24 protein-coding genes are annotated in these 24,630 nt (G+C 56.5%); 13 read left to right on the top strand and 11 right to left on the bottom strand.

Features of this window, described 5'->3' with window-relative positions:
• Position 1: 1 nt before the first annotated feature.
• Entirely contained in the window at positions 2 to 1,435 is a 1,434-nt protein-coding gene (locus FZX13_RS11360; protein ID WP_226409659.1) for a class II fumarate hydratase, read from the bottom strand.
• 60 nt (positions 1,436 to 1,495) lie between these two features.
• Between FZX13_RS11360 and FZX13_RS11355 the strand changes: the two genes are divergently transcribed.
• From FZX13_RS11355 to FZX13_RS11340, 4 genes are all read left to right on the top strand, one after another.
• Positions 1,496 to 2,011: a DUF1997 domain-containing protein gene (locus FZX13_RS11355; RefSeq protein WP_226409658.1), complete on the top strand. Its 516-nt coding sequence runs from the start codon at positions 1,496 to 1,498 to the stop codon at positions 2,009 to 2,011.
• 45 nt (positions 2,012 to 2,056) lie between these two features.
• Positions 2,057 to 2,866, top strand: coding sequence for a hypothetical protein (locus FZX13_RS11350; protein ID WP_226409657.1), 810 nt, complete (start codon positions 2,057 to 2,059; stop codon positions 2,864 to 2,866).
• Between the two features lie 15 nt (positions 2,867 to 2,881).
• On the top strand, positions 2,882 to 3,715 hold the full coding sequence (locus FZX13_RS11345; RefSeq protein ID WP_226409656.1) for an ABC transporter permease: 834 nt from the start codon (positions 2,882 to 2,884) through the stop codon (positions 3,713 to 3,715).
• A gap of 165 nt (positions 3,716 to 3,880) precedes the next feature.
• The gene (locus FZX13_RS11340) at positions 3,881 to 4,969 is read left to right on the top strand and encodes a sugar ABC transporter (protein WP_226409655.1); all 1,089 of its coding nucleotides are present in this window, start codon (positions 3,881 to 3,883) and stop codon (positions 4,967 to 4,969) included.
• Positions 4,970 to 4,996: 27 nt separating this feature from the next.
• Here FZX13_RS11340 and FZX13_RS11335 read toward each other — a convergent pair whose 3' ends face one another.
• The 8 genes from FZX13_RS11335 to FZX13_RS11300 are packed head-to-tail and all read right to left on the bottom strand — an operon-like array spanning position 4,997 to position 17,293.
• Positions 4,997 to 8,473 carry a rhamnan synthesis F family protein gene (locus FZX13_RS11335; RefSeq protein ID WP_226409654.1) on the bottom strand — a complete coding sequence of 1,159 codons (3,477 nt, stop codon included), beginning with the start codon at positions 8,471 to 8,473 and terminating at the stop codon, positions 4,997 to 4,999.
• A complete protein-coding gene (rfbB, locus tag FZX13_RS11330; protein WP_226409653.1) occupies positions 8,466 to 9,608 on the bottom strand; it encodes a dTDP-glucose 4,6-dehydratase in 1,143 nt (380 codons plus the stop codon). The genes FZX13_RS11335 and rfbB overlap by 8 nt, the downstream gene beginning before the upstream one ends.
• A 56-nt stretch (positions 9,609 to 9,664) precedes the next feature.
• Positions 9,665 to 10,549 (bottom strand): dTDP-4-dehydrorhamnose reductase, encoded by an 885-nt coding sequence (rfbD, locus tag FZX13_RS11325; RefSeq protein ID WP_226409652.1) that lies wholly within the window; start codon positions 10,547 to 10,549, stop codon positions 9,665 to 9,667.
• Positions 10,546 to 11,136, bottom strand: a complete 591-nt coding sequence (rfbC, locus tag FZX13_RS11320; RefSeq protein ID WP_226409651.1) for a dTDP-4-dehydrorhamnose 3,5-epimerase — start codon at positions 11,134 to 11,136, stop codon at positions 10,546 to 10,548. Before rfbC ends, rfbD begins: the two co-directional genes overlap by 4 nt.
• Positions 11,126 to 12,064, bottom strand: coding sequence for a glucose-1-phosphate thymidylyltransferase RfbA (gene rfbA / locus FZX13_RS11315; RefSeq protein WP_226409650.1), 939 nt, complete (start codon positions 12,062 to 12,064; stop codon positions 11,126 to 11,128). Before rfbA ends, rfbC begins: the two co-directional genes overlap by 11 nt.
• Positions 12,065 to 12,072: 8 nt before the next feature.
• On the bottom strand, positions 12,073 to 15,075 hold the full coding sequence (locus FZX13_RS11310) for a rhamnan synthesis F family protein (RefSeq protein ID WP_226409649.1): 3,003 nt from the start codon (positions 15,073 to 15,075) through the stop codon (positions 12,073 to 12,075).
• Positions 15,072 to 16,079, bottom strand: coding sequence for a tRNA dihydrouridine synthase DusB (gene dusB / locus FZX13_RS11305; protein WP_226409648.1), 1,008 nt, complete (start codon positions 16,077 to 16,079; stop codon positions 15,072 to 15,074). The genes FZX13_RS11310 and dusB overlap by 4 nt, the downstream gene beginning before the upstream one ends.
• Positions 16,080 to 16,081: 2 nt before the next feature.
• Positions 16,082 to 17,293, bottom strand: a complete 1,212-nt coding sequence (locus FZX13_RS11300; protein WP_226409647.1) for a sulfotransferase family protein — start codon at positions 17,291 to 17,293, stop codon at positions 16,082 to 16,084.
• Between FZX13_RS11300 and FZX13_RS11295 the strand changes: the two genes are divergently transcribed.
• Both FZX13_RS11295 and FZX13_RS11290 read left to right on the top strand, forming a co-directional pair.
• Positions 17,288 to 17,437 carry a hypothetical protein gene (locus FZX13_RS11295; RefSeq protein WP_226409646.1) on the top strand — a complete coding sequence of 50 codons (150 nt, stop codon included), beginning with the start codon at positions 17,288 to 17,290 and terminating at the stop codon, positions 17,435 to 17,437. The genes FZX13_RS11300 and FZX13_RS11295 overlap by 6 nt on opposite strands.
• A 162-nt stretch (positions 17,438 to 17,599) precedes the next feature.
• Positions 17,600 to 18,049 carry a DUF1823 family protein gene (locus tag FZX13_RS11290; protein ID WP_226409645.1) on the top strand — a complete coding sequence of 150 codons (450 nt, stop codon included), beginning with the start codon at positions 17,600 to 17,602 and terminating at the stop codon, positions 18,047 to 18,049.
• A 1-nt stretch (position 18,050) separates the two neighbouring features.
• Here the strand turns inward: FZX13_RS11290 and FZX13_RS11285 are convergent, their stop codons facing one another.
• Positions 18,051 to 18,434 (bottom strand): L,D-transpeptidase, encoded by a 384-nt coding sequence (locus FZX13_RS11285; protein WP_115022181.1) that lies wholly within the window; start codon positions 18,432 to 18,434, stop codon positions 18,051 to 18,053.
• A 151-nt stretch (positions 18,435 to 18,585) separates the two neighbouring features.
• On the opposite strand from FZX13_RS11285, the gene der reads away from it, so the two are divergent.
• The 6 genes from der (at position 18,586) to proC (ending at position 23,286) form a co-directional block, all read left to right on the top strand.
• Entirely contained in the window at positions 18,586 to 19,953 is a 1,368-nt protein-coding gene (der, locus tag FZX13_RS11280; RefSeq protein ID WP_115022600.1) for a ribosome biogenesis GTPase Der, read from the top strand.
• 3 nt (positions 19,954 to 19,956) lie between these two features.
• Entirely contained in the window at positions 19,957 to 20,865 is a 909-nt protein-coding gene (locus tag FZX13_RS11275; RefSeq protein ID WP_226409644.1) for an energy-coupling factor transporter transmembrane protein EcfT, read from the top strand.
• 24 nt (positions 20,866 to 20,889) lie between these two features.
• Entirely contained in the window at positions 20,890 to 21,156 is a 267-nt protein-coding gene (locus FZX13_RS11270; RefSeq protein WP_115022177.1) for a PipX family protein, read from the top strand.
• Between the two features lie 4 nt (positions 21,157 to 21,160).
• Positions 21,161 to 21,823: a YggS family pyridoxal phosphate-dependent enzyme gene (locus FZX13_RS11265; RefSeq protein WP_226409643.1), complete on the top strand. Its 663-nt coding sequence runs from the start codon at positions 21,161 to 21,163 to the stop codon at positions 21,821 to 21,823.
• Positions 21,824 to 21,898: 75 nt separating this feature from the next.
• Positions 21,899 to 22,465 carry a cell division protein SepF gene (locus FZX13_RS11260; protein WP_115022174.1) on the top strand — a complete coding sequence of 189 codons (567 nt, stop codon included), beginning with the start codon at positions 21,899 to 21,901 and terminating at the stop codon, positions 22,463 to 22,465.
• A gap of 44 nt (positions 22,466 to 22,509) precedes the next feature.
• Positions 22,510 to 23,286, top strand: a complete 777-nt coding sequence (gene proC / locus FZX13_RS11255; protein ID WP_370630818.1) for a pyrroline-5-carboxylate reductase — start codon at positions 22,510 to 22,512, stop codon at positions 23,284 to 23,286.
• On the opposite strand, the gene cobI is transcribed toward proC, so the two are convergent.
• A complete protein-coding gene (gene cobI / locus FZX13_RS11250; protein ID WP_226409641.1) occupies positions 23,283 to 24,014 on the bottom strand; it encodes a precorrin-2 C(20)-methyltransferase in 732 nt (243 codons plus the stop codon). The two genes, proC and cobI, sit on opposite strands and share 4 nt — an antisense overlap.
• Before the next feature lie 47 nt (positions 24,015 to 24,061).
• On the opposite strand from cobI, the gene FZX13_RS11245 reads away from it, so the two are divergent.
• A complete protein-coding gene (locus FZX13_RS11245; RefSeq protein WP_226409640.1) occupies positions 24,062 to 24,622 on the top strand; it encodes an acireductone dioxygenase in 561 nt (186 codons plus the stop codon).
• Positions 24,623 to 24,630 lie beyond the last annotated feature (8 nt).

The following is a 24,630-nucleotide window of genomic DNA, read 5'->3' as shown; positions in this document are numbered from 1 at the left end:
CTCAGGCGTCAGGAGCGGCCATGGCGCTGGGATCCACCTGTTGATCGAAGTCCGCTTCCGTGATGTGACCGAGCTCCAGGGCCGCCTGTTTCAGCGTCAGCCCTTGATGGTGGGCATGTTGAGCGATAGCGCTTGCCTTCTCATAACCGATGCTGGGGGTCAAAGCGGTGACCAGCATCAAGGAGCGATCGACGAACCTTTGAATCTGCTCCAGATCCGGCTCCAATCCCTCCACCAGGTTCTGGCGGAAGCTGGTGATGGCGTCCTTGAGCATCCGAATCGACTGCAATAGGTTGAAGCCGATCAAGGGTTTGTAGACATTCATCTGCAGATGGCCACCGGCGCCGGCGGCCGCTACGGCGCCGTCGAGTCCGATCACCTGGGTGCAGACCATCGCCATGGCCTCGCATTGGGTGGGATTGATTTTTCCCGGCATGATCGAACTGCCCGGTTCATTGGCGGGGAGCTGCAGCTCGCCCAGACCGGCCCTGGGGCCGCATCCGAGCAGACGGATGTCGTTAGCGATGCGCAATAGGGCCACGGATAGAAGGCGAAGCTGCCCCATCGCATGCACGAGGGCGTCATGGCCGGCCATGACCGCGAACAGATTTTCCGCAGGACGGAGATCAACGCCAGCGACCCGGCTTAGCTCGTCCGCGACGGCATGGCGGAAGCCCGGGGGGGTGTTTAACCCCGTGCCAACCGCTGTGCCCCCAAGGGGGAGGTCGCCAAGGCTGACCAGGCAGTCCTCAATCCAGCCCTGGGATTGTTTGAGTTGATCCCGCCATGCGGCGACTTCATCGCCAAGGCGCAGGGGCACCGCATCCTGCAGGTGGGTGCGGCCGATCTTGACGATCGGCATCCAGGCCTGGGCTTTGGCATCGAAGGCATGCACCAGGGCATCGAGTGCTGGCAGCAGCCCATCTTTCAGCTGCTTGGCCGCGGCGACATGGATGGCCGCGGGAAACACATCATTGGTGGATTGCGATCGATTGACGTGGTCATTGGGATGCACCGGGCAGTGACTGCCGAGGGCGGTGCCTGACGCCTTGGACGCCAGATTGCTGATGACCTCGTTGATGTTCATGTTCGTCTGGGTCCCACTTCCGGTCTGCCAGACCCGAAGTGGGAACTGATCGTTGTGCTGGCCGGCGGCAATGGCATCGGCCGCCGTGCAGATCAGCTCTACCTGTTGAAGGCTCAGAAGCTCATGCTGGCCGTTCACCGTGGCGCAGGAGCGCTTGATCCAGGCCAGTGCCTGGATGATTTCGAGGGGGATTCGTTCATTGCTGATGGCGAAGTTCTGAAGCGACCGCTGGGTCTGGGCCCCCCAGAGCGCCTCAGATGCCACCTCAATGCCACCCAGGCTGTCGGTTTCAATCCTGAACGGCTGCGTCATCGGGGCCTCGGCGCGATCGAGCGTTGAATCGATCATCCGTGATCACCTTCCGTCAGACGTGCCATCGTTCCGCATCAACCGTTTCCTTGTTGTCCGGTGCAGGTTCACCGTTCCCATGGCATCGCTCTTCCGTTGCCCGATGCATCCCTGGCGCAGCTGCAGGGATACCTCTCGCAGCCTGGCCGTCCGATGAAAGCACTGTTGAATCGCAAAAGAGTGGAGCGGCTGCGGAACGGCCGTTTCCTCTATGCGTCTCGTCCCTATCAGCTGCTGAATTTCCAGCTGCAGCCGGAGGTGATATTTCGCTCTAGTTGGGATGGTGATCGACTCACCATCGAGTTTGAACATTGCACGATTCATGGACTCGGTCGGTTGCAGGATCTGGTTCAGTTCCAGTGCCAGGCATGGATCCGTCCAAAGCCGGAATGCCTGATGGCGAAGGCTGATCTCAGTCTTGAGCTCTCACCGAGTGGAGCAGCGGCACTTTTGCCGCAGCCGCTGATGCGACGCACTGGGTATCTCGCTCTGGATTTGGTAGCGGATCGCTTGGAGAAGCGTTGTCGCACCGGACTGATGAAAGGTGCTCTTGATTGGGTTGCAAGCCACTCCTGAAGCTGCTTCATTTCACGGTGGTATCGTCACGTCCTTGGGACGTTCTTGGCTGTTGTGGTGGTGGATGCGACGGGTTTAGCCACGCCGGTGTTGACGTTCCGGAATCTTTCACTTCGCTGCGATAAATCAAACCCTCAAATTTCGTTTGAGACTCCTTGGGATTGGGAGCTGCTGCAAGCAAAAAGGATTGCTGTGATTACAAATAGTTCATTTTTGCGATACCAGTTAAGTTCTGTTATTGCTGGCTTTGTTCCTCCAGTGTTCGGTGAAATAGTGTGTGATGGGGTAATTGGCTGGCCTGTCGGCGGCGAAGGCGGCTTGGACAGCAAGTTACGCATCTCTCACGCTCTCAGCTTTCTCTCCACTGTCTATAGCGACTGTCTTGAAAAATCTCGCGTTGGTTTGGATGAGTTCTGGGGCCTGCTGTCAGAAAAGGAGATATACCCCAGCGTCATTATTAAAGAGCTTTCAAAAGAGCAAAAAGACTTTTTCTTCCTAGCATTGTCCGTTCTTTTTTCATTTGACTGCTATTTATTTTCTAGCACAAGGTTTTTAATGTCTAGGCCTGCGAAGCCGCTTCGATCACTCTTGTTGAGGCAGCTTGAGGGCAAGACTCTTTTAGCGACTTCCACCAACAGCCGCTTTCGACGCGATTTTTGTAACGAGGGCCTTGTGTTGGGCTCCTTGGGTCAGATTCTGTTTTCAGGTGGACTTTCAGAGTCGATTCAGTGGGCCGATCAAAATCTTGAAGCGTTTGATCTGTCAGAATCAGAAGATGATCAACTTGAGCTGGGTCAAAATCTTCTTAATTTGGAATCTACTGATGATGGTTTTGATGATGATGGTTTCGGTTGAGGGGCTCTTGAAGTCATGATTTTTTTGCGAAAGCTTTTCAATTCAATTTGGCGTCAGATTGCAATTGTTTTGGCGATAGCCACCTATGAGAATAATAGAAAATCGACCGGAACTTCGATTGGTGCCTGGGAGAGCATTGTGACTCCGTTGCAGATCATGTTGTTCTATATTGTTATGCGCGTAGGTTTTGCTTTTTTGAGGGGTACTAATAGGTATGCTGCGGGTGGTTCAACGGACATGTACTTCAATATTGTTGTTTTTATCGCTTCCGGATTTACTCTTGCTTTTTTGTTTAGGCAAGGGGCGATTAAGGCGCTTTCTGGCTTGAAGCTAAGGGCTCCTCTTTATTATAAAAGAATCCAGCCATTGGATATTCTCTTGGCCTTATTGGTTAATGATTTCAGGGCTATTTCAACCATATCGTTGGCAATCCTTGGTTTGGTTTGGTATTTTACGTGGAGTTTTCAGCTCGATAGTCCTGGTCTGGCAATCAGTGTCTACTTGTTGACGGTATTCATGGCGCTTGGTTTTGGGATTTGTCTTGTGTTTCTTGGCAGATTTAATAAGTGGATTACGAGAATTCTTAAGCGAATTTTGCAGCGATTGATTATTTTTACTTCTGGAATATTTTTCGCGACTTTCGAGCTTCCTGAGTATACAAGGCCGTTCGTAACATGGAATCCAATTCTTCATGCCGTTGAGCTTTTCAGGTATTCGATGAATAACGAATATCCGATACCAGATATTTCTCTGTCTTATTTGGTTTGGTGTTCTATGATTCTTCTTGGATTTTCTTTGATTCTTTACCGAACCAACGAGTCAGTGCTCCTGGAGGCCAATGATGATTAGCACTTGTTCCCTGCCCAGTCGCTTGCCTTGGTTTAATTTTTAGTTATGCCTGAATCAATCCCGCCTTCCAGCTCCTCCACTTCTCTCCAAAAGGAGCTGCCATCGTCGTTTCGGATTTCTAATTCCCTGGTTCCGGATCAGCCAAAACCGGTCTGGCGAGAGCGGTTGGACAGGATTGCAAAGCCTAGGGTTCTGATATCAGTCTTTCTGGCAACCTCGGCTTTCTATTGTTTTGTGATTGGGCGGGATCGCTATACGGCCGTTTCAGAGTTTGTGATTCAACAGGCTTTACCTCTAGAAGGAGCATCAGCTTCGGTGTTGTCGGGTGCAGCCGCAGCTCCTCAGGTTTTGACCTCCCTTGTGGATGGTCAGTACCTACAGGTTTATCTCGAATCATCTGATGTTAAGAATCGCTTGTTCCCCGATGGGAAAAAACTTGAGCAGGATTACCGCATCAAGCTTCCCGATCTTCGGGCTGGATTGCCCGCTAACAGTTCTGCTCCGGCACAGCTTGGCTTTTATAGAAAGCAATTGAGTGTGGCCCCTCAGCCCTTGAGTGGTTCAGTCATCCTGACGACATCTGGATTTTCACCCCAGCAGGCTTTCAACCTCAACAACGAGTTGCTAAAACAGTCTCGTCGTTTTGTTAATGAGGTGAATCAATCCATTAATGCTGACCAAAATCAATTTGCGAGAAAAGAGGTGGGACTGGCCGAGACTAATCTCAAGGTAGCAAAGAGAAGTCTTGAGCTCTTCCAGGAAAAGCATGGAAACCTAAGTGTGTTGACTGAACAATCAGCAACTAGTTCGTATATCTCTGGGCTTGAGTCTCAACTGGTTGATTTGAAAGTTCAAGAAGCCGCATTGCGCCGCCAGTACCGAGACCCCAATGCACCGGAAGTCTCGTTTATTGCAGACCAAGTTAAAGAACTTGAAGTTCAGATTCGTGAGGAGAGAGATCGTGCCGTAAGTAAGAATGGACGTGATTTAAATACTCTTGCGCTTGAAGAGGCTGGTTTGGTTTCTGATGTTGAATTTGCGACGCAAACGTTGCAGTCTGCTCGTCTTGCTTCCGATAACAGTCGTCGCGAGAGTCAACGACAGTTGAAATTTGTGGTTGTTCTCAGTCAACCTCAATTGCCTGCTACGCCAGATCAAAACTGGCGGTGGCAAGCATTTCTAGGGTCTGTCGGTATCATTATTGTGGCTTGGGGTGTGGGTGGATTCCTCCTTAATGCGATGCGGAAAGCCTGAGACTCCATTACAGCACCATTCGAGTGTTCAAGGGCGTATGTCACCATGACCTTTGCTGGCCAAGTAATAGCCGCAAGCCCGTGCAAAATGAAGCCGACGTCGTCGACTTAGGTCATTGTCGCTGATATTTGGATAGAGATCTTTGGCCTTACGATCATTGGCGCAAGCTGTCTCAACCATATTCAGCACCTCTTGTTTAGTGGAAGGCAACCTTTCGCCGAGCATTTGGTCATAGAAATGCCATTCTGTGTTGGCGCGTATGACCGTTTCCCGAAAACCATATTCATGGGAATGGCGAACCACTGCTGTTGAGGCATAGGCTTTTTTGTAACCCTGCCTGAGAATTTCACGTGCCCACAACTGATCTTCCCCATACACGACATCTGGTAGTGGCAGATTCTCCCAAATTGATTTCCTCAAGCAGGAATTGTTGTCGGAGTAAAAGCGTTCATGGGTAGAGACAACGCCATTGGAGCTCTGTCGATCAGCATCGAGCTCGATCGGTTGGCGATGGCTTCTGAAAATCCAACGATTGAAGTGTTGGTCAAGGTCATGGGCGGTGAGTTGTCCATGATCGGTATGGGCGATATGACAGCCGAAGACCCCGGCCACACTTGGATCATTCTGCAGTGGCGCGATTAAGTTCATGAGCCACATGCGATTCGCTGGGAGGGCGTCTTGCGTGATGAAAGCGACGTACTTCCCTCGGGCAAGCTCCACTCCCAGGTTGCGGGTGCGCCCATGGCCGAAATCCTCCTTGCGAATCCTGTGGAGGCGGAGTCGTTCGTCCTGTGGCAGGGTCTCCAGGCATCCATCACTGGACGCACTATCGATCAACAACACTTCAAATGCCTGATCGAGATCCTGCGCAAGACAGGACTCAACGACGGCTTTGAGCAATCTACCTCCGTTGTAAACGGGGATTACCACCGTCACCAAAGGAGTCGATGGGGTGGAACGCGAAGATCCTGCTGTTGTTGCTGGCAGTTCTTCCTGAATAAAGCTTTCAATTCGCTTGTTGGAGGCATCCCAGTGGAGGTTTGCGGTGGCTGCGCGTCCCGCACTTGCGGTGTTTTCTCTGAATGTTGCATCATTCAACAAGCGACTTAAGACACTTGCCAGGCCAGCTGGTGAGGCTTCGGCCAAGACTGCTGTTCCTGGTTGGTAGGAAAGCCGTGTGTGCTCAGCATCGATATCAACAACGGGCAGCCCGCAGGCCATCATCTCATTGGGAACCAAGGAGTAGTTGGTTCCTGAAAGGACGAATCCAATCGTGCATTCGCGATACAGGTTGGCCAAGGCACTGGCATCCAGAATTCCTGCGTGTTTGACTTTCACAGGGATTCCAAGATCTGGGAGCTCTTTCTCTCCGAAGGTAATAATTTCAAAATTGTCTCCCAGATCAAACAAAGCCCTCAAGGCAAGAAGTCCAAGTTCGTATAGCCGCCTAGGCGTGCTGCGTCTCACATAAAAGGCAATTGTGTTTCGACTGCGCTGCTCCGTTGCCTCATGGTGGTAAACACTTTGATCAACAGCGAGTGGAAAGGACATCGCTGAATTACCAAAACTTTCCATCCGTTTTTTCAGCCATGGGCTTGCACAAATACATGAGAAATTATTATGAGATGCGTAGGATTGTTCAGTAAGGATGCTTGAACTTCCTCGCGCAAAAAAGTACGGTTCGTAGTCTTGAACAAAATAGAATCTTTTCTGAAACTTGCTCATTCCAAGAACTGGATAGGTGCTCATTCGATCTGTAGCAATGACCACGTCTCCACTCACACGATCCAGGTCGTCCTGGCTGTTGCCCAGCATGTAAACCTGGTCAGTTTTTAGCGATATGAAGTATTGATCGATAACACGTTTATGCAAAAGGCTTAGTCGACTCGGCTTGTCTCCCTTCATTTCGGAATGCACCCAGATCGTGCATTTGTGGCCACAGCGCTCGAGAAAGTCGATTGCTCTGAAAATGGTCATGTGGCCACCGAGACCTGGCGTAAAGTTGGGGATCACCCAATGAATGTGGAGTGACTTGCGATTAATGTTGTTCTGCAGTGACCAGTTTGGCTCAAGCGGTTGAGGTTTAAAGTGAATGACCTTCTCGAAGCCATCGATTTTTAGTTTATTGCGACCTTCGATGACAGATTTGTCGGTGAGGTGTTGTTTTGAAAGGGAATATCCGCAGTAGGTTGTTTGTAGTTTTTGATTGTATATTTCGGTTGTTGAAATGCCAATGAGTCTTTCGATGCTATGGGCGATTGTTCCGTCGATCTGCCCCCCTTCTTCATCAAAGTCCTGCCAATCCAGATTCCAGTCGAGAATCGGCTTGAGTAGGTCTGGCTTGCACCAAAACATGGTTCCAGTCGGGAATCGGAACTGACTGTCTCTTTTGATATGACTGAGGTTGAATTGAGTCAGGAAAGAATTGGCTTTTTTGTAGTTTCCATCTTCATGTCCCCAGCACGAATCGTGTTTGATCCCAAGGCTGAGGGCGTAATTTTCAACTGGATAGACGATGCCTATCTCTGTCGATTGCAGTGCCTTTAGGTTGGTTGCAGTGACGGCTTTGCTGCCAATCAGGTTGTCGAGGCAGTGTAGAAACCAGCCACTTAGGGCATTGCTGTGGGGGCTCTTTTTGGAATGCAGCTTGAGAATAAGCTCGTAATTGAGGATCTGATCCCCGAATCCAACAATAAAAGGTGCGACGTCGCGTCCAATATTTTTAAAATGTCTGACTTCAACTTTTTGGGCATTATTGACCCTTCCAAAGATGTCCTGCAGTGCCTGGGTTGCATCTTTTGTGGTGGAAATAAAGATATCAATTCTGCACGGTATGTTTTCTAGGTAGGCGGCGATTGTCTCCGCAAGTTCTGGGTAAAAGACGTGAAGAAATACGCCAATTTTTTTAGTATGAAGATCTTCTTTTGTTTGATTTATTGCATCTGCGTCTGGCCTTTTGATGTCGGCCATCTTCCGCATGTAGTGGATGTCATCCATTGAATAGCGGTTTTCATGGATGCCAAACTTGAAGAAGTGGACCATTGGATTAAGTCCACTCTCTTTGATGTCGGGGTATTTGCTGAAATAATTGTCTGTATCGAATAGTTTGCTGGGATCAATTCCATTGTTGCTCCCTGAGGAGCAGTAGTGAAAAATGACGTCGCCGATGCTTTGAAGTGTATTCGCTATGTTTGGCTCTAATTGTGATTTATAATGTTCAATATCAAAGGCATAGGCGTAATGCGCTAGTTCTCGAAAGTCGCGAATTATTTGTTTTTCTGCTTTGTTGTTCTGCAGGTCTTTGATGTAATCCTGCAGTTCAGGAGAGGTTCTCTTGCGTCTGTTCTCCGGTGGGCTTGAGGGGACGGGCTGCCACAGTCGAATCAGGCGTTTTCGCAGTGCCTTGGGCAATATTCGTTGCTCGCCCAGTGCAGACGCAGAGGCTTTGAGCAGCTGCCGCGCCGTGTTGGACAGCGCCGATAGTGAATGTCGTTGTTTAGGCATTCCCCGACTCTGCATTGGTTTGTGTTTTCATTCCCAGCCTGCTGCCGTCATATCCCGCGCGCGCTCGCACTTTGTTGCACCACTCCTGATGGGACAGGTACCAACGAACGGTCTCTGCCAAACCTTGTTCCACATTGTGGCGTGGACTCCAGCCCAGCTCGGAGCTGATGCGGGTCGGGTCAATCGCATAGCGGCGGTCATGGCCTGGACGGTCGGTCACCGGCGTGATCAAATCCGTGTGGGGAGCTGATGCAGGGCAGCTCTGATCCAGCTGCTGGCAAATCGCTTGAACGACCTCTTTGTTGGTGCGTTCACCGTGGCCGCCCACGCAGTAACTGCTGCCGGATTCACCCTTGCAGGCCGCGAGAAGCAGGGCATCGACGTGGTCTTCCACGTACAACCAATCCCTCACATTCATCCCATCGCCATAGAGAGGGATCGATTCTCCTACGGCTGCTTTCAAGGTCACCACTGGAATCAGCTTTTCCGGGAACTGCCAGGGTCCGTAGTTGTTGGAGCAGTTGGTCAGCACCACCGGAAGACCGAAGGTGTGGTGCCAGGCCTGCACGAGGTGATCGCTTGCCGCTTTGCTGGCGGAGTAGGGGCTACGGGGGGCGTAGGGCGTTGTCTCTGAGAAGCGTCCCTCGGATCCAAGCGAGCCGAACACCTCGTCCGTACTGATGTGGTGCATCCTGAAGGCGTCCCGGCGTTCAGCACGCAAGTCCTCAAAGTGCCCTCGCACTGCCTGGAGCAGGTTGTAGGTGCCGGTGACATTGCTCTCGATGAACACGCCAGGACCAGAAATGGATCGATCCACGTGGCTTTCGGCCGCCAGGTGCATCACCAGATCCGGGTCGGCCTCCTTGACCGCCGCCTCCACGGCAGCTGCATCGCTTAGTTCCACCTGTTGGAGCCTGTGCCGACCTGTCGCCGCGTCGTCCAGCTCGTTCAGCACCTCCTCAATCGACGACAGGTCGCTGGCGTATCCCATCTTGTCCAGATTGAACACGGTCACCGTGCTCTCCCGCAGCAGCCTGCGGACCACGGCACTTCCGATGAACCCGGCACCTCCAGTGACCAGAACTCTGCGGCGCTCTCCCAGCAGGTCAGAGGCGGAAGGCATGGAAGAAACCATTGATCAGGGTTGGGGAGAGGCTTTGTGGGGGAGTGGGTTGTGAACTCAGTGGAGATTTATTGGGTTTTGGCCTGCTGCAACACATCCCTCAGGGCGTGTTGCCAATGCTGCCCGTTCAGTTGCAAGGCGGCTCTGGTGCCCGTGCAATCGAGAAGGGAATAGGCCGGGCGCTCTGCTGGCGTTGGGTAGTCCGCTGTTGTGATCGGTTGAACTTCAGCGGGCGTGTCGATGAGGCCTAACTCAGCCGCGATCCGGCCCACTGCCACCGCTACGTCGTACCAGCTGGCGGCCCCGGCGTCACTCCAGTGCATCACCGCCGGGAGCTCGCTTTCACCGGCGACCTCAAGGCTTCTCCAGCAGGCTATGGCCAGGTTCAGCGTGCTGGTCGGACAGCCCACCTGATCGGCGACAACACCCAGTTGATCCCGCTCGCGATGAAGGCGCAGCATGGTGAGGGCGAAGTTCTTGCCGACGGGCCCGATCACCCAGCTGGTGCGCAGGATCAGCCCCCGGCCTCCTGTTCCAAAAACGTCTTGGACCGCCGCTTCTCCAGCAGCTTTGCTGGCGCCATAAACCCCGAGAGGCTCGCGGGGCTGCTCCGGTTGATAAGGCGTTCCCTGGGTTCCGTTGAAGACAAAGTCGGTGCTGATCTGGAGCAGGCGTCCCCCCTGTTGATCCAGCGCATGAGCAAAGGCTTCCGGCGCTCCGGTATTCACGGCGTGGGCCAGATCGGGTTCCGACTCGGCCTTGTCCACCGCTGTGTAAGCACCTGCGTTGAGCACCCAATCCGGTTGATGCTGTTCCACGGCGCCGCGGCAGGCGTCAGGGTCAGCCAGGTCAAGCTCTTGGCGGCTGGTGGCCACCAGCTCAAGTCCCTGGGGGGCGGAGGCGATCAGGGCCTGCCCCAGCTGTCCGCCAGCTCCGGTGAGCAGAACCTTCATGGGAAAACGTCTCCCGCGGCTTCAGCGGCTTTGAACCCCGGCGCTTCGGCATCTTTGCCAGAGAGGCTCACCTCTCCGCCCTCTAGCCGATCAATCGGCCAGGCAATGGCCAGATCCGGGTCATTCCAGACGATGGCCCGTTCACAAGCTTTGTTCCAGAACCCCCGTGCCTTGTACTGCACTTCAGCAACGCTGCTGAGGGTGAGAAAGCCGTGGGCGAAGCCTTCGGGAATCCAAAGTTGGCATTTGTTTTCGGCACTCAGTTCGGCGCCGACCCAAGCGCCGTAGGTGGGCGAGTCGCGCCGGATGTCGACGGCGACGTCGTAAATCGATCCGACCGTGGCACGCACCAGCTTGGCCTGGGGTTCCGGTGCGAGCTGATAGTGCAGTCCCCGAAGCACACCCCGGACCGAGCGGGAGTGGTTGTCTTGCGAGAACAGCACCGATTCGCCGACGGCTTCATCGAACTTGCGCTGGTTCCAGCTTTCGTAGAACCAGCCACGGTCATCGCCGAAGGCCTGGGGCGTAATCAGCAGGGGCCCCTGCATCAATGCGCCGGAAGGAGTTGTGAGTTGTTCAAGCTGCATGGCTTACCTCCAGGCTGGTTTGCAGGGCCGCGTGATCGCTCACGCTCTCCTCAAGCATCTGGAGGAGATAAGAGCCGTAGCCACTCTTCTTTAAGGGCTGCGCTAGCTGATTCAGCTGTTCTGCTGTGATCCAGCCCTGGCGCCAAGCCACCTCCTCCGGGCACCCCACCTTGAGCCCCTGACGGTGTTCCAGGGTGCGGATGTAGCTGCCTGCATCGTTGAGGGAGTCGCAGGTGCCGGTGTCGAGCCAGGCCATGCCCCGGCCCATCAGCTCCACCCGCAGCCGCCCTTCGTCCAGATACATCTGATTGAGATCGGTGATCTCCAGCTCGCCCCGCGCCGAAGGCTTCACTTGGCGGGCACGTTCCACGACGCTGTCGTCGTAGAAGTACAACCCCGTCACGGCGTAGCGGCTCTTGGGCTGTTGAGGTTTTTCCTCCAGGCTCAGCACGCGGCCATCGGCATCGAACTCGGCCACGCCATAACGCTCGGGATCCCTGACGGGGTAGGCAAAGACCGTCGCCCCTTGGGCTTGAGCGTTGCTGTTCACCAGCTGGGGCACCAGATCGTGTCCATGGAAGAGGTTGTCCCCCAACACCAGAGCAGCGGGGTGGCCCGCCAGGAAGTCGGCACCAATCAGAAACGCCTGGGCCAATCCATCCGGGCTTGGTTGCACGGCGTACTCGATCGTCATGCCCCAGCGGCTGCCATCGCCGAGCAAGCGCTGGAAAGACTCCCTGTCGTGGGGGGTGGTGATGATCAGCACCTCGCGAATCCCCGCCAGCATCAAGGTGCTGAGCGGGTAATAAATCATCGGCTTGTCGTAAACCGGCAACAGCTGTTTGCTGACGGCCTGGGTGATCGGGTGCAGCCGCGTGCCAGTTCCGCCAGCCAGGATGATTCCCCGTCGCTTGGATGCGGTGCTCATCAGCTGGCTCACCGGCGTGAAGTCGGCGCTATTACAGCACGAGACCCCCTGCGATCACTTGCGTTCCCTCGACGGCGAAGCCGTTCCAACAGCCGCTGCAATCCTGGTTTGGGCCGCAGTTGTCGTTGGATGCTGGCCGCCAGCTGAGGGTTGCGTTGGCCGATCACTTCGGGCCAGGTGTCGACGGGTTGTCGCGTCGGGTTGTCCCGCAGAAGGCTCACCTTGAGGAAGGGGAAGGCGCGTTGCTCAATCAAGTGCTTCCAGTCGTAGTGCAGAACATTGCCGTTGGCGTTGTGGGTGTAGAGGCTCTCAAGCCTCAGCCCCGCTGCCTGTAGCTGCACCGGCAGCCCGACTTCGCAATGTTTGACCAGGTCCCGTTTGCGGGGCCAGAGCTGCAACGTCTCCCAGAAACGGCCAAAGGCTGGGCACTGCAGTGCCTTGGGTTTGTAAGCAGTGAAGGCTGACGACAGATGGGGTTCGTACATCAAATCGTCCGTCAGCCCAATCACGTCCGCTGAACTGGCATGCAGGCGATGGAACAGGTCGTCGAGGGGAGTAACCGGTCCCCAGAAGCTGTCGTTGGTGAGCACCAGGAATGCTGCCTGCTCAATGTCCTGCCGATGCAGGTTCAGTGCTGTTTTCCAGCTGCCGAAGTCATACCCCTGGTTGCGTCGAATAACGATGGCTGCACAGCGTTGGCGCAGCCGATGCAGCGTTCTCTGGTGCCAGCGCAACCCGCTGGCCGACGACACAACGATCACATCGGCGAAGCGTCGGTACTCATCAATCAGTGGGAAGAGGTCGTCTCGAAACCGGTTGTTGCCTGAAAAATGCGCCAGCAGAACGATTGGTCGTTGGCGGCTGGGCTGGAAGTTTGAATTCCTCCAGTGCATCAGCACGGCATCGGCAACCGGCCCTTTCGATCGCGGCGCTGTCTCCCTGGGTTGGTAGCGATTGCTGTGGGGGTGAATGCCCTGACTGGTGAGGGGATCACCTTCTGTGAACAACCTGGCGTGCTTGGCCCTCAGGTGACCGGACTCCCTTTGATGCCGGGCCAGAGCGGTGCCTTCGCGGTCTTTGCCGCGACTGATTGATTCGTGATGAACGATCTCCACAAAGGGGGTCACGGCGACCGAACCACCGCTCTGCCTGAGGCGCAGGCAGAGATCCACATCGTTGAACACCACGGCGAGATCTTCATCGAACCCTTGGATGCGATCGAAATCGCTGCAGCGGAGCATCAGGCAGGCCCCTGTCGCTGCGGTGAACTCCTCCTGCACCAGCAAGGGGGTGAGCGTGGCCAGCACAGGGGCACTGTGCAGGTGTTTTCCGGGCTCAACCACACAGCGCCGTTCCCCCTTCACCACGGCGACCCCTTGATGCTGGATGCTCCCGTCGGGGTAGTGCAGCCTCGCCCCCACAGCAGTGGTGCCGCGGTACGCGAACGGGTCCAGCAGGGCCTGAAGCACCTCAGCTGATCGGAATTCGATGTCGTTGTTCAGCAGCAACAAATGGCTGCCACGGGCATGGCGTCGGCCGATGTTGTTGAGACGCGAATAGTTGAACGGTTCGTCCACCCGCACCACGCAGACGTCGTCGCGCTGCGCCTGTTCGTCTAGCCAGGCCTGGGTGGCGGATTCCTCACTGCCGTTGTCGATCAGGATCAGCTCATAGGCCACAGCTCCGGCGCAGCGGCGCAGGGAGGCGACGCAGCTTTGGGTGAGGTCGATCCGGTCGCGAAACGGGATCAGAACCGACACCAGAACGGTGGGTTCGGTGTGGAGTTGCAGCTGATGGCAGGCGCTCAGCGAATCAACGGGAGTGAGTTGCCCACCGGGCACCAGAAAGCTTGGGCTGTGTCGCTGGGTGATCGCCAGGATCTCAGCGCTCAGCTCAGGGGGCCAGCAATGGCGGTCGGCCGGCGAGGCCACGTCGGGCACGGTCGGGTTCGCCCGAATCGATCGCGCTAGCAACACCTCTGAACAGTGGGCGACGGCGTCGCCGCGTTCGCAAACCTGCAGCGCCAGATCCAGCAGCAGGGCATGGAGCGAACCGGTGGACGCCGGCAGTGTCAGTTGTTGCAGCGTTGACCAGCGGATCGTCACCAGGCCGCCTAGGCATCCCCGACAGAGCAGACGAAACGGTGTGATCTCTGTTCGGTTCTGGCGGTTCCCTGCCGGAATGCCTGGGTCATCGCTCCAGCGCAGCGTCTCATCGCTGGTCAGCAAGACCGCTGCAGGGTGTTTCATCGCACACTGCGCCATGCGCAGGGCCGCCTGGCGATCCAGCTGATCACTGGCATGGCAGAAGCTGACCAGGGTTTCGCCATCGAGAGTTGGCTCGCTCATCCAACCGGAAGGATCCTCCAGAGAGGCGTGGCGGATCTGGCCCCACCCCTGCCCTGGCTGGATGTGGTCGGCCTCGAGCTCCGCTTGTGTTTGGTGGAGAACCACCAGCATCGAGGCCGCTGAGGGAATGGACTCGCTTGGTGCTGGGTCTGGAGCGGGGGGCTGGTACCGATCGAGATCCTTGCCAAGGGGCAGTCCTCGCTGAAAGCGTTGACGGCCGATGCCGGCCAGGTGCTCCAGGGCGCTGAGGCCGTCCTGACATGCCACTGGTCTCAGCCCATCCCGGTAGGCCTGGAGGTGAACCGGCGGCAGATCAGTGAACAGGCTGCGGTGGCCGAGGGCGATTTCGCGCAGGCGGCCGCTGGAAAGCAATTGGTTGGCGTGCGTGAGATCCCTGTGGGATGCCAACAGATCGACCGGATCCAGCCCGCTGTCTTCGGGGGACCAATGGATCGGGTCGCGCAACAGGGCGATGGGCAGCAGAGACGGATCCAGCAGCTCTTGCGGGAGCTGGGGCAGCTGCTGGTGGAGCTGTTGCTGCCAATGCTCGATCTCTTCGGCGTTGGCGAGGCCAGACCGCCAGCGCTGCCAGGCATTGGCATCAAGCGTGTTGTCCTTGCCGCTTGAAGGCGCCACGCCCTGATCGTCGGGGTGTCCAGTCAAGCGGACGCGGCAAGGGCGTCGATCTGCTGAGTCAGCAGATCCCTGGCTTGGTCGGGTGTGGGAGCCCGCATCAAGTCATGACGCAGTCGCGACGCTCCAGGGAAGCCCGTGCAGGTCCAGCCCATGTGTTTTCGGGCAATCAGCAGTCCATGGTCGCCGCGTTCCTGCACCAGATCGTCCAGTTGATTTCGAGCCAGCGCAAGCCGTGCTGACGGGTTGGGTGTGGAAGGGATGGCGCGACCGGCCAGTGCGGCGTCGATCTGTCCCACCAGCCATGGAGCTCCCATGGTGCCTCGGCCCACCATCACGCCCGCTGCACCGGTCTGATTCAGGCAGCGCAACGCATCCTCGGGGGTGTTGATGTCGCCGTTCGCGATCAGCGGGATCGTGAGGGCCTCTCGGACTTGGGCAATGGCGCTCCAGTCCGCAGCGCCCTTGAAGCCCTGCTCGCGGGTGCGTCCATGCAGCGTGAGCAGTTGAGCTCCTGCACGTTCCAGTTGCTGGCACCAGTGCACTGGATCCGCATCACTGCCGCACCAACCCAGGCGCGTCTTCACCGTGACGGGCACCGCCACGGAACCCGCTACCGCTTCCACAATCCGAATGGCCAGCTCTGGATCACGGATCAAGCCGGAACCGCCCCCCTTGCGGGCAATCTTCCGCACGGGACATCCCATGTTGATGTCGATCAGAAAGGCGCCAATGGCTTCGGCCCGCCGTGCGGCATCAGCCATGGCCTGGGGGCGATGGTCGAACAGCTGCACGCCGATGGGTCCTGATTCGCCGGCGAGCGACTCAACCTTGCCGCGCCCGTGCCCCATTTCCAGGCTGGTGGCATTCACCATCTCGGTGAACAGCAGGGCATCGGGAGCCCAGTGACGAACAAGTGATCTAAAAACTCTGTCGCTAACGCCAGCGAGAGGCGACTGCAATACCCGAGAATGCAATGAGCGTGGCTTTCCATTGCCCTTTAGTGATATTGGTTGATTAAAAAGGTTTTCCATATTTAGTCCTTCTCTGTTTCGGGGCTAATGCGCGATTTGAGTGACCGGAGATTCGCTCTGTCATGCCGTGATGAGAGTATTAATCTCAATGGTGTTGCTGTTCTCCACCAAATAGTTTGGGTTAAGCTGTGGAATTGTTCTAAGGCTTCCACGTAGCGCTTTCTAGCCGCTTGTCGGAGAACTTTGATGCGCTCGAATTCAGTCTGGGTGGCTACCAACACTTCGTTGGTATGTTGGAGTTCTTTTTTGATGGCACTTAGCTCTATCCGCGTAGATTGTGTTTCTTGTTTGCTTTCGTTAAGCCAAGAATGTAGTGTATGTATATCTTGTTTGGCTTCGCAAATTTCCTTGGAACATCTTTCTGCTTTTGTGTAGTGAACTGCGAAAAGTTTTTTCAATTTAGACGCTGTGCTTTCCTCTGAGAGTTCTGGATCTGCCTCGATCAAAGAATTACGTAGTTGATTTAATGTATTGCTCCAGTTGGGGTAATGATCTGTTTGTTTTGCCTTCAGGTCGTCTAGAGTGTTTTTAATTTGATTGCTGATAATTTCAATTGGCTTTTTTGAAATGAGTGCTTGATCGTTATGTCGTAGTCTTATGTCGAGAAACTGCTCTGAGTAAATCTTTAACTCGTCTTCAATCAGAGTGATTCCTAAGGAGCTTGAAAGAGCTTCAAGTGCGTAGCGTGTGTTGTCTAGTAGTTCATCGTAGTTGACAACTATTACGTCGTTGCAGTTGAGATTTTCAAGGAGATTGAGGTAGTATGTGCACCACATTGAAAGTCCTTTTTCAATGTCAATGTTGTCTCGCTTTTTTATTGAATTTGCCGTCGATAGTGGATCTCTGTATGTTGCTATAAAGTCGTATTTTATGCTGTTTACTTCGCATATTTTTTTCCAAAAAAGGGCCAGATTGCATAGTCTTGGGTCTTTGAGGCAGGTGGGCTTTCCTGAGGATATTTTTCGATTGAGAAAGGACGATGCTTCCTCTCCGAGGTCGTCTACAAGGTTTAAGATTTCATCGACTTTTATTAGTTTGGGCATCTCCCAAAGTTGTCCTGTTCTCCTCAGTAGATCGTCGTTGAAGCAGACGAATTCATTGTCTTCCCAGTATCCCTTTTTGTTGTCCTCGCTTGCATTCATCAGATTGGATGTGTGCTGAATGCCAAGTGTTGTCATGGCGCGTGACAACGCGCTTGAGCCGCTTCGATGCATGCCAGTGATGAAGACGGCGTGACCAGCACTGTTTTGGCTATTGTTGGAAGATTTTTGGCTTATTGGATTGGTCATTGTTATGACGGATTGTTTTTATTTTTAAGTGATGTCATGGCTTTGGCTTTTGTTGTTAGACCTTGCTAAGGTTTTTGTTGCTTTTTGCCTTGCTCGCGATTTAAGCGATAGGTCTTGATTGTAAATATCAAATATAATTATACCATCTTAGTTGGTAGGTCTATCGGTGTATTTGAGCTTTAGGGGTCACGATGGTCATACCCTTATTCCATCTCTCTCATTGTTCCATTGATGGAGCTGTGGCCCATTAGTCGAGATCTGCTTGATCAAATTCTGGAGGACCGCTGCAGTGATCGTTTTGTCTGCGAGAGGGTTTGGGAGCGCTTGGGATACCGGCCCAATGAACTCCAATGGTGCGCCGGTCCAGACACGCCAACAGATTGGGCGGATGCCTTCCCCTTGGCGCCCGAGTTGATCGCCGAGCGGCCGGCATCGGTTCGTTTGACCCGATCGATTCCCAAGGAATACAAGCAGCTGCTGAAGCAGCAGCTCAACTTTGCGGGCTACCGGATCGGTGAGCTTTTCCCCCGACGGACCCGTCGTGCCACGGCGGTGAACTGGCTTTTGGCCTGGCTGGCACAGCAAGGGGAGCCCCTGCCGGAACAGGGGCCTTTAGGTACAGAGCTTCCGGCTCCAGCCGATCCGGTGCAGGGGCACCCCGGCGATCTGCCGGTGGGGTGATTCAGGCCTGAATGGTGATCGGCGTGCCCTTCGGCGTGTTGTGGAACAACCAGCGGGCGTGGGTCATGGGCATGCGCACACAGCCATGGCTGCGGGGGACGCCGAAGGGTTGCCCGGCGTTCTCCTGCCAGGGCGCTGCATGGAGGCAGATGGCCTCGTTGGCACTGACGCACATCGTGTAAGGCACGCCTGGAACGGTGTAGGTGCGTCCGTACATCGTGGTGGAGCGGTACTTCGTGAAGACCTTGCTGTTGAAGGTCGGTGTTGGCGTTGAGGCCTTGCCGGTGCTGACGGGGATCACGCGGACGACTTCCTGTTGGCTGTTGTAAACCGTCAGGCGCTGGTCGGAGAGGTCGACCACAAGGCTGGCGACGAGCTCGAGCATGGCGAGGGAACACACTTCACTCGCCCTAGCTGTCTCAATTAAGACTCATTTGTCTCGGCCGGAAAGAATTTCGGTTCTGCTCGCGATGGGCACCAGGCTCATCGGCACTAAAGGCGTCTCTGTAGGGTGAATGATTGGCCTGAACAGACCCTTGGCGCGTCCCGTCGTCGCAATCATCGGACGCCCCAATGTCGGTAAGTCGACCCTTGTGAACCGGTTGTGCCGCAGCCGAGAAGCCATCGTTCACGATGAGCCCGGCGTGACGCGTGATCGCACCTATCAGGACGGCTATTGGGGTGATCGGGAATTCAAGGTCGTCGACACCGGCGGACTGGTGTTTGATGACGACAGTGAATTTCTGCCTGAGATCCGGGAGCAGGCGGCTCTTGCTCTCGAGGAAGCCAGTGTGGCCTTGGTGATCGTGGACGGTCAGCAGGGACTGACGGCCGCTGACGAATCCATCGCTGAATTTCTGCGCAGTCATCGCTGTCCCACGCTTCTCGCGGTGAACAAGTGTGAGTCGCCTGAACAGGGCCTGGCCATGGCCGGCGAATTTTGGAGTCTTGGGCTTGGTGAGCCCCATCCGATTTCGGCCATCCACGGGGCCGGAACCGGTGAACTCCTTGATCAGGTGCTCACGTTTCTCCCGCCGAAGGATCAAGAGGGGGAGGAGGAGGAACCGATTCAGATGGCCATCATCGGCCGGCCGAATGTCGGGAAATCCAGTCTTCTCAATGCCATCTGTGGAGAACAGAGGGCCATCGTCAGTCCGATTCGCGGCACAACGCGCGACACGATCGACACCAGCATCATCCGGGAGCAACGCCCCTGGCGTCTGGTGGACACAGCTGGCATCCGCCGGCGGCGCAGCGTCAACTATGGCCCGGAATTTTTCGGGATCAACCGAAGTTTCAAGGCGATCGAACGCAGCGATGTCTGCGTGCTGGTCATTGATGCCCTGGATGGCGTGACCGAGCAGGATCAGCGCCTGGCGGGCCGCATTGAAGAGGACGGACGAGCCTGTGTGGTGGTTGTCAACAAATGGGACGCCGTCGAGAAGGACAGCCACACCATGACGGCGATGGAAAAAGAGCTGCGCTCCAAGCTGTACTTCCTCGATTGGGCCCCGATGTTGTTCACATCGGCACTCACCGGCCAACGGGTGGACAGCATCTTCGCTCTGGCCGCCTTGGCGGTTGAACAGCATCGTCGCCGAGTTAGTACCTCCGTTGTGAATGAGGTGCTGAAGGAAGCACTCAGCTGGCGTAGTCCGCCCACCACCCGAGGGGGGCGTCAGGGCAAGTTGTATTACGGCACGCAGGTCGCAAGTCGACCCCCCAGCTTCACCCTGTTCGTCAACGACCCCAAACTTTTCGGGGAGACCTATCGGCGCTATGTCGAGCGTCAGATCCGCGAGGGCCTCGGCTTCGATGGAAGTCCGTTGCGTCTGTTCTGGCGCGGCAAGCAACAGCGCGACGCTGAACGCGATCTGGCCCGTCAACAGAGCCGTAAAGGCTGAGTCATGGACTGGTTACGTCAGGTCCCGATGGGCCAATACGTCGATGGCTCCAGTGGTTGGCTCAGGCGGTTGGACCCTCGACTGAAGCTGGCCTGGTCCCTCGTCTTTCTGCTCACACCTGTTTTGGCCGGCCCCTTGTGGCGCGTCGCTCTTGTGGTTGCTCTGGTGGTGATCACCCTGGCCAGTGGTCTGGCCCGGTCGCTGTGGTGGCGGTCCGTTCTTCTGCTGACGGCGTTGGCGCTTGTGGTGGGCCTGTTGTCGATGCTGTTGCCTGCTGTTGATCCCCCTGCGGCTTTCCCCCTTCGTAATCCGGCCGAGCTTCCTGGGCTCGAGACGGAAGGACCCTCCTGGGATCTGCTGCGCCTAGGCCCCCTGCAGTTGGGTGGTCTCAAGCTGGGTCCTCTGGTGGTGGACCGCGCCTCTGCAGTGCTGGGGCTGCGGACGTCGACCTTGATCTTCACGGTGATTCACAGCGTCAATTTGATGCTGATCACAACCCCTCCGGAGGATCTGGTCTGGGCTCTCAGTTGGTGTCTGACTCCTTTGAAGTGGCTGGGGTGTCCTGTGGAGCGGCTGGGGTTTCAACTGTTGTTGGCCCTTCGTTTTCTGCCTCTCGTTCAGGAAGAGCTCCAGAATCTGCTGCGATCTCTTGCCAGTCGTGCCGTCAATCTGCGCCAGCTGGGTTTCAAGGCCGGCTTCGGCTTGGTGCTGGCCGTGGGAGAGAGGCTGTTGGCCAACATCCTTCTAAGAGCTGAGCAGGGAGCGGATGCACTGGTGGCCCGTGGGGGTCGGATTCTTGGCCCTTCGTATTTCCGCATGCCTCCTGAACATCCTGCTCACCTGCTGAATGGCCTGGCGATGACATTGCTCTTGTTGGTGATCGGGCTCCGGGGTCAGTACGGTGCTCTATGACCTCTGATCAAGGCTGATCACGGCATGGCGTCCGAGCGATATCTGAATCACCCCACCTTCGGGATGCTCTATCGGGTAGCTCCGGCTGGTGAGGGGCGTGACGTTTACGCCACGTTGTATGCCCAGAGAATGTTCTTCCTGGTCACCTTGCAGCCCCGTGGCGCCCAGTTCGAAGTGATCCCCTACGGCGACGCACGTCACCACGCTGAGGTGCATCTGGGCCGGTGCCGGCGGGACCGGTCAGAGGACCTGAACTCCTGGACTCAGCTGTTCGATCAGACGTTCATCTGAACTCTTGACGGATTCATTCGCTGCGCGTTGGCAGGCGCTCCAAGTTGACCGCCCCTCCTCCGCCAGGCTTCTGGCGGTTAGCAAGGGCCACCCGGCATCGGCCGTCCGTTCCGTGGCAGAGCTCGGTCAGTTTGATTTCGGGGAAAGCCGTGTTCAGGAGGCGCTGCGTAAGCAGAAGGAGCTGATCGATCTGCAGCTGCGCTGGCATTTCATCGGCCGCCTCCAGAGCAACAAAGTGCGGCCCGTGGTGAAGGCCTTCGATTTCATCCACTCCGTCGATTCTTTGCTGCTCGCTGAACGGGTGTCGCGCATTGCTGTGGAGGAGGCCCGGCTGCCCGATGTGATGCTTCAGGTCAAACTGCGCCCAGATCCCAGTAAAGGGGGGCTGTCTGCCGATGAACTCTGCGCTATCTGGTCAGATCTGCAAGCTCTGCCGGGGTTGCGGATCTCGGGCCTGATGACCATGGCGCCATTCGACATGGCCGCGAAGCAGCGCAAAGAGTTGTTTTCCGACTGCCGTTCCCTGGCGGATCGGTTCGACTTGGCGGAGTGTTCGATGGGGATGAGCAGCGACTGGAAAGAGGCTGCGGAGGCGGGCAGCACCTGGCTCAGGGTTGGCTCGGCACTGTTCGGCCCGAGATTGGTGTCAACAGACTCTGCGAATTGACTTGCCTCGCACCGGCGAAAACGGTATCCAGGGACATGGTTTTCGAACCACATTCAGACCGAGAGGAATCCCAAGGTGTCGCTGATCTCCCGTCTCCGTGCTGTCGTCGCTGGCGATGACTATCTCGATGGCGAATTGGATGATTTCGCTTACGAAGACGAACAAGACGACCAGGACCAGCGCGCCATGCAGGCTGATGGTGGTGCACTGGCAACCATTGGTGATACCAACCCATTTGATCTCGGTAGTGACCTGCCTGGATCCAATGTGATCGGGATGCCGGGCATCAGCACTGCATCTGCTGAGGTGAATGTGATGGAACCTCGCAGCTTCGACGAAATGCCTCGGGCCATCCAGGCCCTGCGAGAACGCAAGACGGTCATTCTCAACCTCACGATGATGGAGCCTGACCAGGCGCAGCGTGCCGTTGACTTCGTTGCTGGTGGCACCTTCGCAATTGATGGTCATCAGGAGCGCGTCGGAGAGAGCATCTTCCTGTTCGCCCCAAGTTGCGTCACCGTCACCAACACGGGCCAGGACGAGGCCTCGGCCCCCACGGTTGTGAGCCGTGAGGCCGATGTGGCAGATGCTGGGGAATCCTCCAGCGCTCCTTCGCCCGCTTGGGGAGCCGCCGCTCTCTGAATTCTCCTGTGCAGCCAGCTTTCGGTGTAATCGGTCTGGGCCGCATGGCTCAGGCCCTTGTGCTTCCACTTCTGGAGAGTGGTCGGATTCCGGCTCACCAGCTGTTGGCCGTTGTTGGGGGGAGCGGCTCCTTGGAGCAACGCCGCTTGGAGTTGCCGGCTGGCATCGGACTGGTTGCTGCTGACGATCCTTCAGCTCCCAAGGTTTGGACCGCACCGGTCCAGTTGCTTGCGGTGAAGCCGCAGCAATTGGATTCCGTTGCTGCAGCAGCTCCACCCGTCACGGATCGGCCGCTGCTCATTTCTGTTTTGGCGGGAGTGTCTCTGGCTCGCTTGCAGCATCTGTTTCCTGGCCACTGCTGTGTGAGGGCGGTTCCCAATACCCCTGCGCTGGTGGGAGCCGGTTTGACGGCTTTGGCCTGGGGTGAAGGGATCGCTCCAGCGCAACGGGATCAGGTGCAGCAGCTATTCGCCGATGTGGGCGAAGTGCTTGAGCTGGCTGAAGCCAAGCTTGATGCCTTCTTGGCGTTGACTTCCTCGGGTCCAGCCTTTGTGGCTTTGGTGGCTGAGGCCATGGCTGATGGAGCGGTGGCTGCCGGTCTGCCAAGGGATCTGGCGTTGCGGCTGAGCCACCGAACCCTGGCTGGAACGGCTGAACTGCTGGATCGTCGCGATTTGCACCCTGCCCAGCTCAAGGACATGGTCACTTCACCGGCGGGAACGACGATTGCTGGCGTTCGTGCCTTGGAACGTATCGGTCTGCGCTCCGCCTTGATCGAAGCTGTCATCGCAGCCGCGGAACGCAGTCGGGAGCTGGCTTAGGGCAACACATCAGGCCATCCCTGACGAATGAGCAGTAGTGAGAAGTAGGGGCGCGGTTCGGCATCAACGACATCCGCTGAACAGATGCGTTGTTCCGGCCAGCCGACTCGCTCGGCGAACAGTGCTTGATCCAGCAGCGAGCGTTGCTTCAGCAGGGGTTGCACCCAACTCCAGCGTCGCCCCAGTTTCAGCAGGGCGAGCACCTGCCCTGTGGTGGCGGCGGTGTCCAGAACCACTCCCAGCTCTTCAGGGGTGTCGGGGCAGGGGCGCACCAGCAATTGATCCTGCTGCAGGGCGAGGGGCCAGAGGCCGGCAGCGGCCGCGGCGGAGCACGAGGTGATACCGGGAATCACCGTGACGGGACAGTCGGGCCACTCCTGGAGAATGGCCAGCAGGACATAGCTGCAGCTCGCAAACAGAGACGCATCGCCTTCACACAGCAGCGCAACGCGCTGGCCAGAACGGACGATGTTTTGCAGCTGTTGCGCCGCCGTCTCCCAGGCGGCTCGACGTGGCTCGGCGGCCTCCACCATCGGGAATAACAGCGGCAGGCACTGATGGTCGCTGCGGATCCAATCGGTGGCGATGCGGGCGGCCATGCTGTCGGCTCCCGTTCGTCCGACCGGGTAGGCCACCACCTGCGCTTGGCGGATTGCCTCAACGGCGGCGAGGGTCAGCAGAGATGGATCGCCCGGGCCGACTCCCACCAGCGTGAGACCCCCAGTCATGGTGGGATCGATGATGGTCAGCAGTCGATGCGCCCGGGGTCCAGACGATGAGTCGTCTCAGCATCTTTCCAGACGAAACAGCACAAAATGCCCCGAATGGGCTTCTACCCGAGCTGGAGAGCGGTGATCCAGCGGTGATTCAGGCGGAACTTCAGCGCCGGGGCATCGGTTTTGAGCAATGGCCCGCCCATCAGCCCCTTCCTGAGGGTGCTGATCAAGCCTCCATCCTTGAGGTTTATGCCGCAGCCATTGCCCGGGTTCAGCGCGATGGCGGCTATGCCACGGTCGATGCGATTCGGATGACCCCGGATCACCCCGATCGCGAGACCCTGCGTTGCAAGTTTGTTGAGGAGCACACTCATGCTGAAGACGAGGTGCGCTTTTTTGTGGAAGGGTGCGGCTTGTTTGTGCTGCACATCGGTTCTGAGGTGCTCAGCGTGCTCTGTGAACAGGGCGACCTGATTCGTGTTCCGGCAGGGACCCGTCATTGGTTTGATATGGGCCAGCACCCCCGGTTCTGTGCCGTGCGTTGGTTCAATAATCCTGAGGGATGGGTGGCTCAGTACAGCGGCAGCACCATCGCCCAGCGTTTTCCCAGGCTTGACTGAGTGAGCTT

It is taken from the genome of Synechococcus sp. MU1625 (assembly GCF_020514205.1).
Classification (GTDB): domain Bacteria; phylum Cyanobacteriota; class Cyanobacteriia; order PCC-6307; family Cyanobiaceae; genus Parasynechococcus.
The sequence above is the reverse complement of the archived record's forward strand: the minus strand, read 5'-3'. Positions and strand labels throughout refer to the sequence as shown.

Bases quoted from the DNA above. Each gene is read 5' to 3' on its own strand.
- rfbA (WP_226409650.1), bottom strand. From the start codon at position 12,064: ATGAGCACCGCATCCAAGCGACGGGGAATCATCCTGGCTGGCGGAACT.
- FZX13_RS11360 (WP_226409659.1), bottom strand. From the start codon at position 1,435: ATGATCGATTCAACGCTCGATCGCGCCGAGGCCCCGATGACGCAGCCG.
- rfbC (WP_226409651.1), bottom strand. From the start codon at position 11,136: ATGCAGCTTGAACAACTCACAACTCCTTCCGGCGCATTGATGCAGGGG.
- FZX13_RS11245 (WP_226409640.1), top strand. From the start codon at position 24,062: ATGAGTCGTCTCAGCATCTTTCCAGACGAAACAGCACAAAATGCCCCG.
- FZX13_RS11295 (WP_226409646.1), top strand. From the start codon at position 17,288: ATGCATGCCAGTGATGAAGACGGCGTGACCAGCACTGTTTTGGCTATT.
- FZX13_RS11300 (WP_226409647.1), bottom strand. From the start codon at position 17,293: ATGCATCGAAGCGGCTCAAGCGCGTTGTCACGCGCCATGACAACACTT.
- FZX13_RS11290 (WP_226409645.1), top strand. From the start codon at position 17,600: ATGGAGCTGTGGCCCATTAGTCGAGATCTGCTTGATCAAATTCTGGAG.
- FZX13_RS11270 (WP_115022177.1), top strand. From the start codon at position 20,890: ATGGCGTCCGAGCGATATCTGAATCACCCCACCTTCGGGATGCTCTAT.
- rfbD (WP_226409652.1), bottom strand. From the start codon at position 10,549: ATGAAGGTTCTGCTCACCGGAGCTGGCGGACAGCTGGGGCAGGCCCTG.
- proC (WP_370630818.1), top strand. From the start codon at position 22,510: ATGGCTCAGGCCCTTGTGCTTCCACTTCTGGAGAGTGGTCGGATTCCG.
- rfbB (WP_226409653.1), bottom strand. From the start codon at position 9,608: ATGGTTTCTTCCATGCCTTCCGCCTCTGACCTGCTGGGAGAGCGCCGC.
- FZX13_RS11285 (WP_115022181.1), bottom strand. From the start codon at position 18,434: ATGCTCGAGCTCGTCGCCAGCCTTGTGGTCGACCTCTCCGACCAGCGC.
- FZX13_RS11345 (WP_226409656.1), top strand. From the start codon at position 2,882: ATGATTTTTTTGCGAAAGCTTTTCAATTCAATTTGGCGTCAGATTGCA.
- FZX13_RS11275 (WP_226409644.1), top strand. From the start codon at position 19,957: ATGGACTGGTTACGTCAGGTCCCGATGGGCCAATACGTCGATGGCTCC.
- dusB (WP_226409648.1), bottom strand. From the start codon at position 16,079: ATGGAAAACCTTTTTAATCAACCAATATCACTAAAGGGCAATGGAAAG.
- cobI (WP_226409641.1), bottom strand. From the start codon at position 24,014: ATGACTGGGGGTCTCACGCTGGTGGGAGTCGGCCCGGGCGATCCATCT.
- FZX13_RS11335 (WP_226409654.1), bottom strand. From the start codon at position 8,473: ATGCCTAAACAACGACATTCACTATCGGCGCTGTCCAACACGGCGCGG.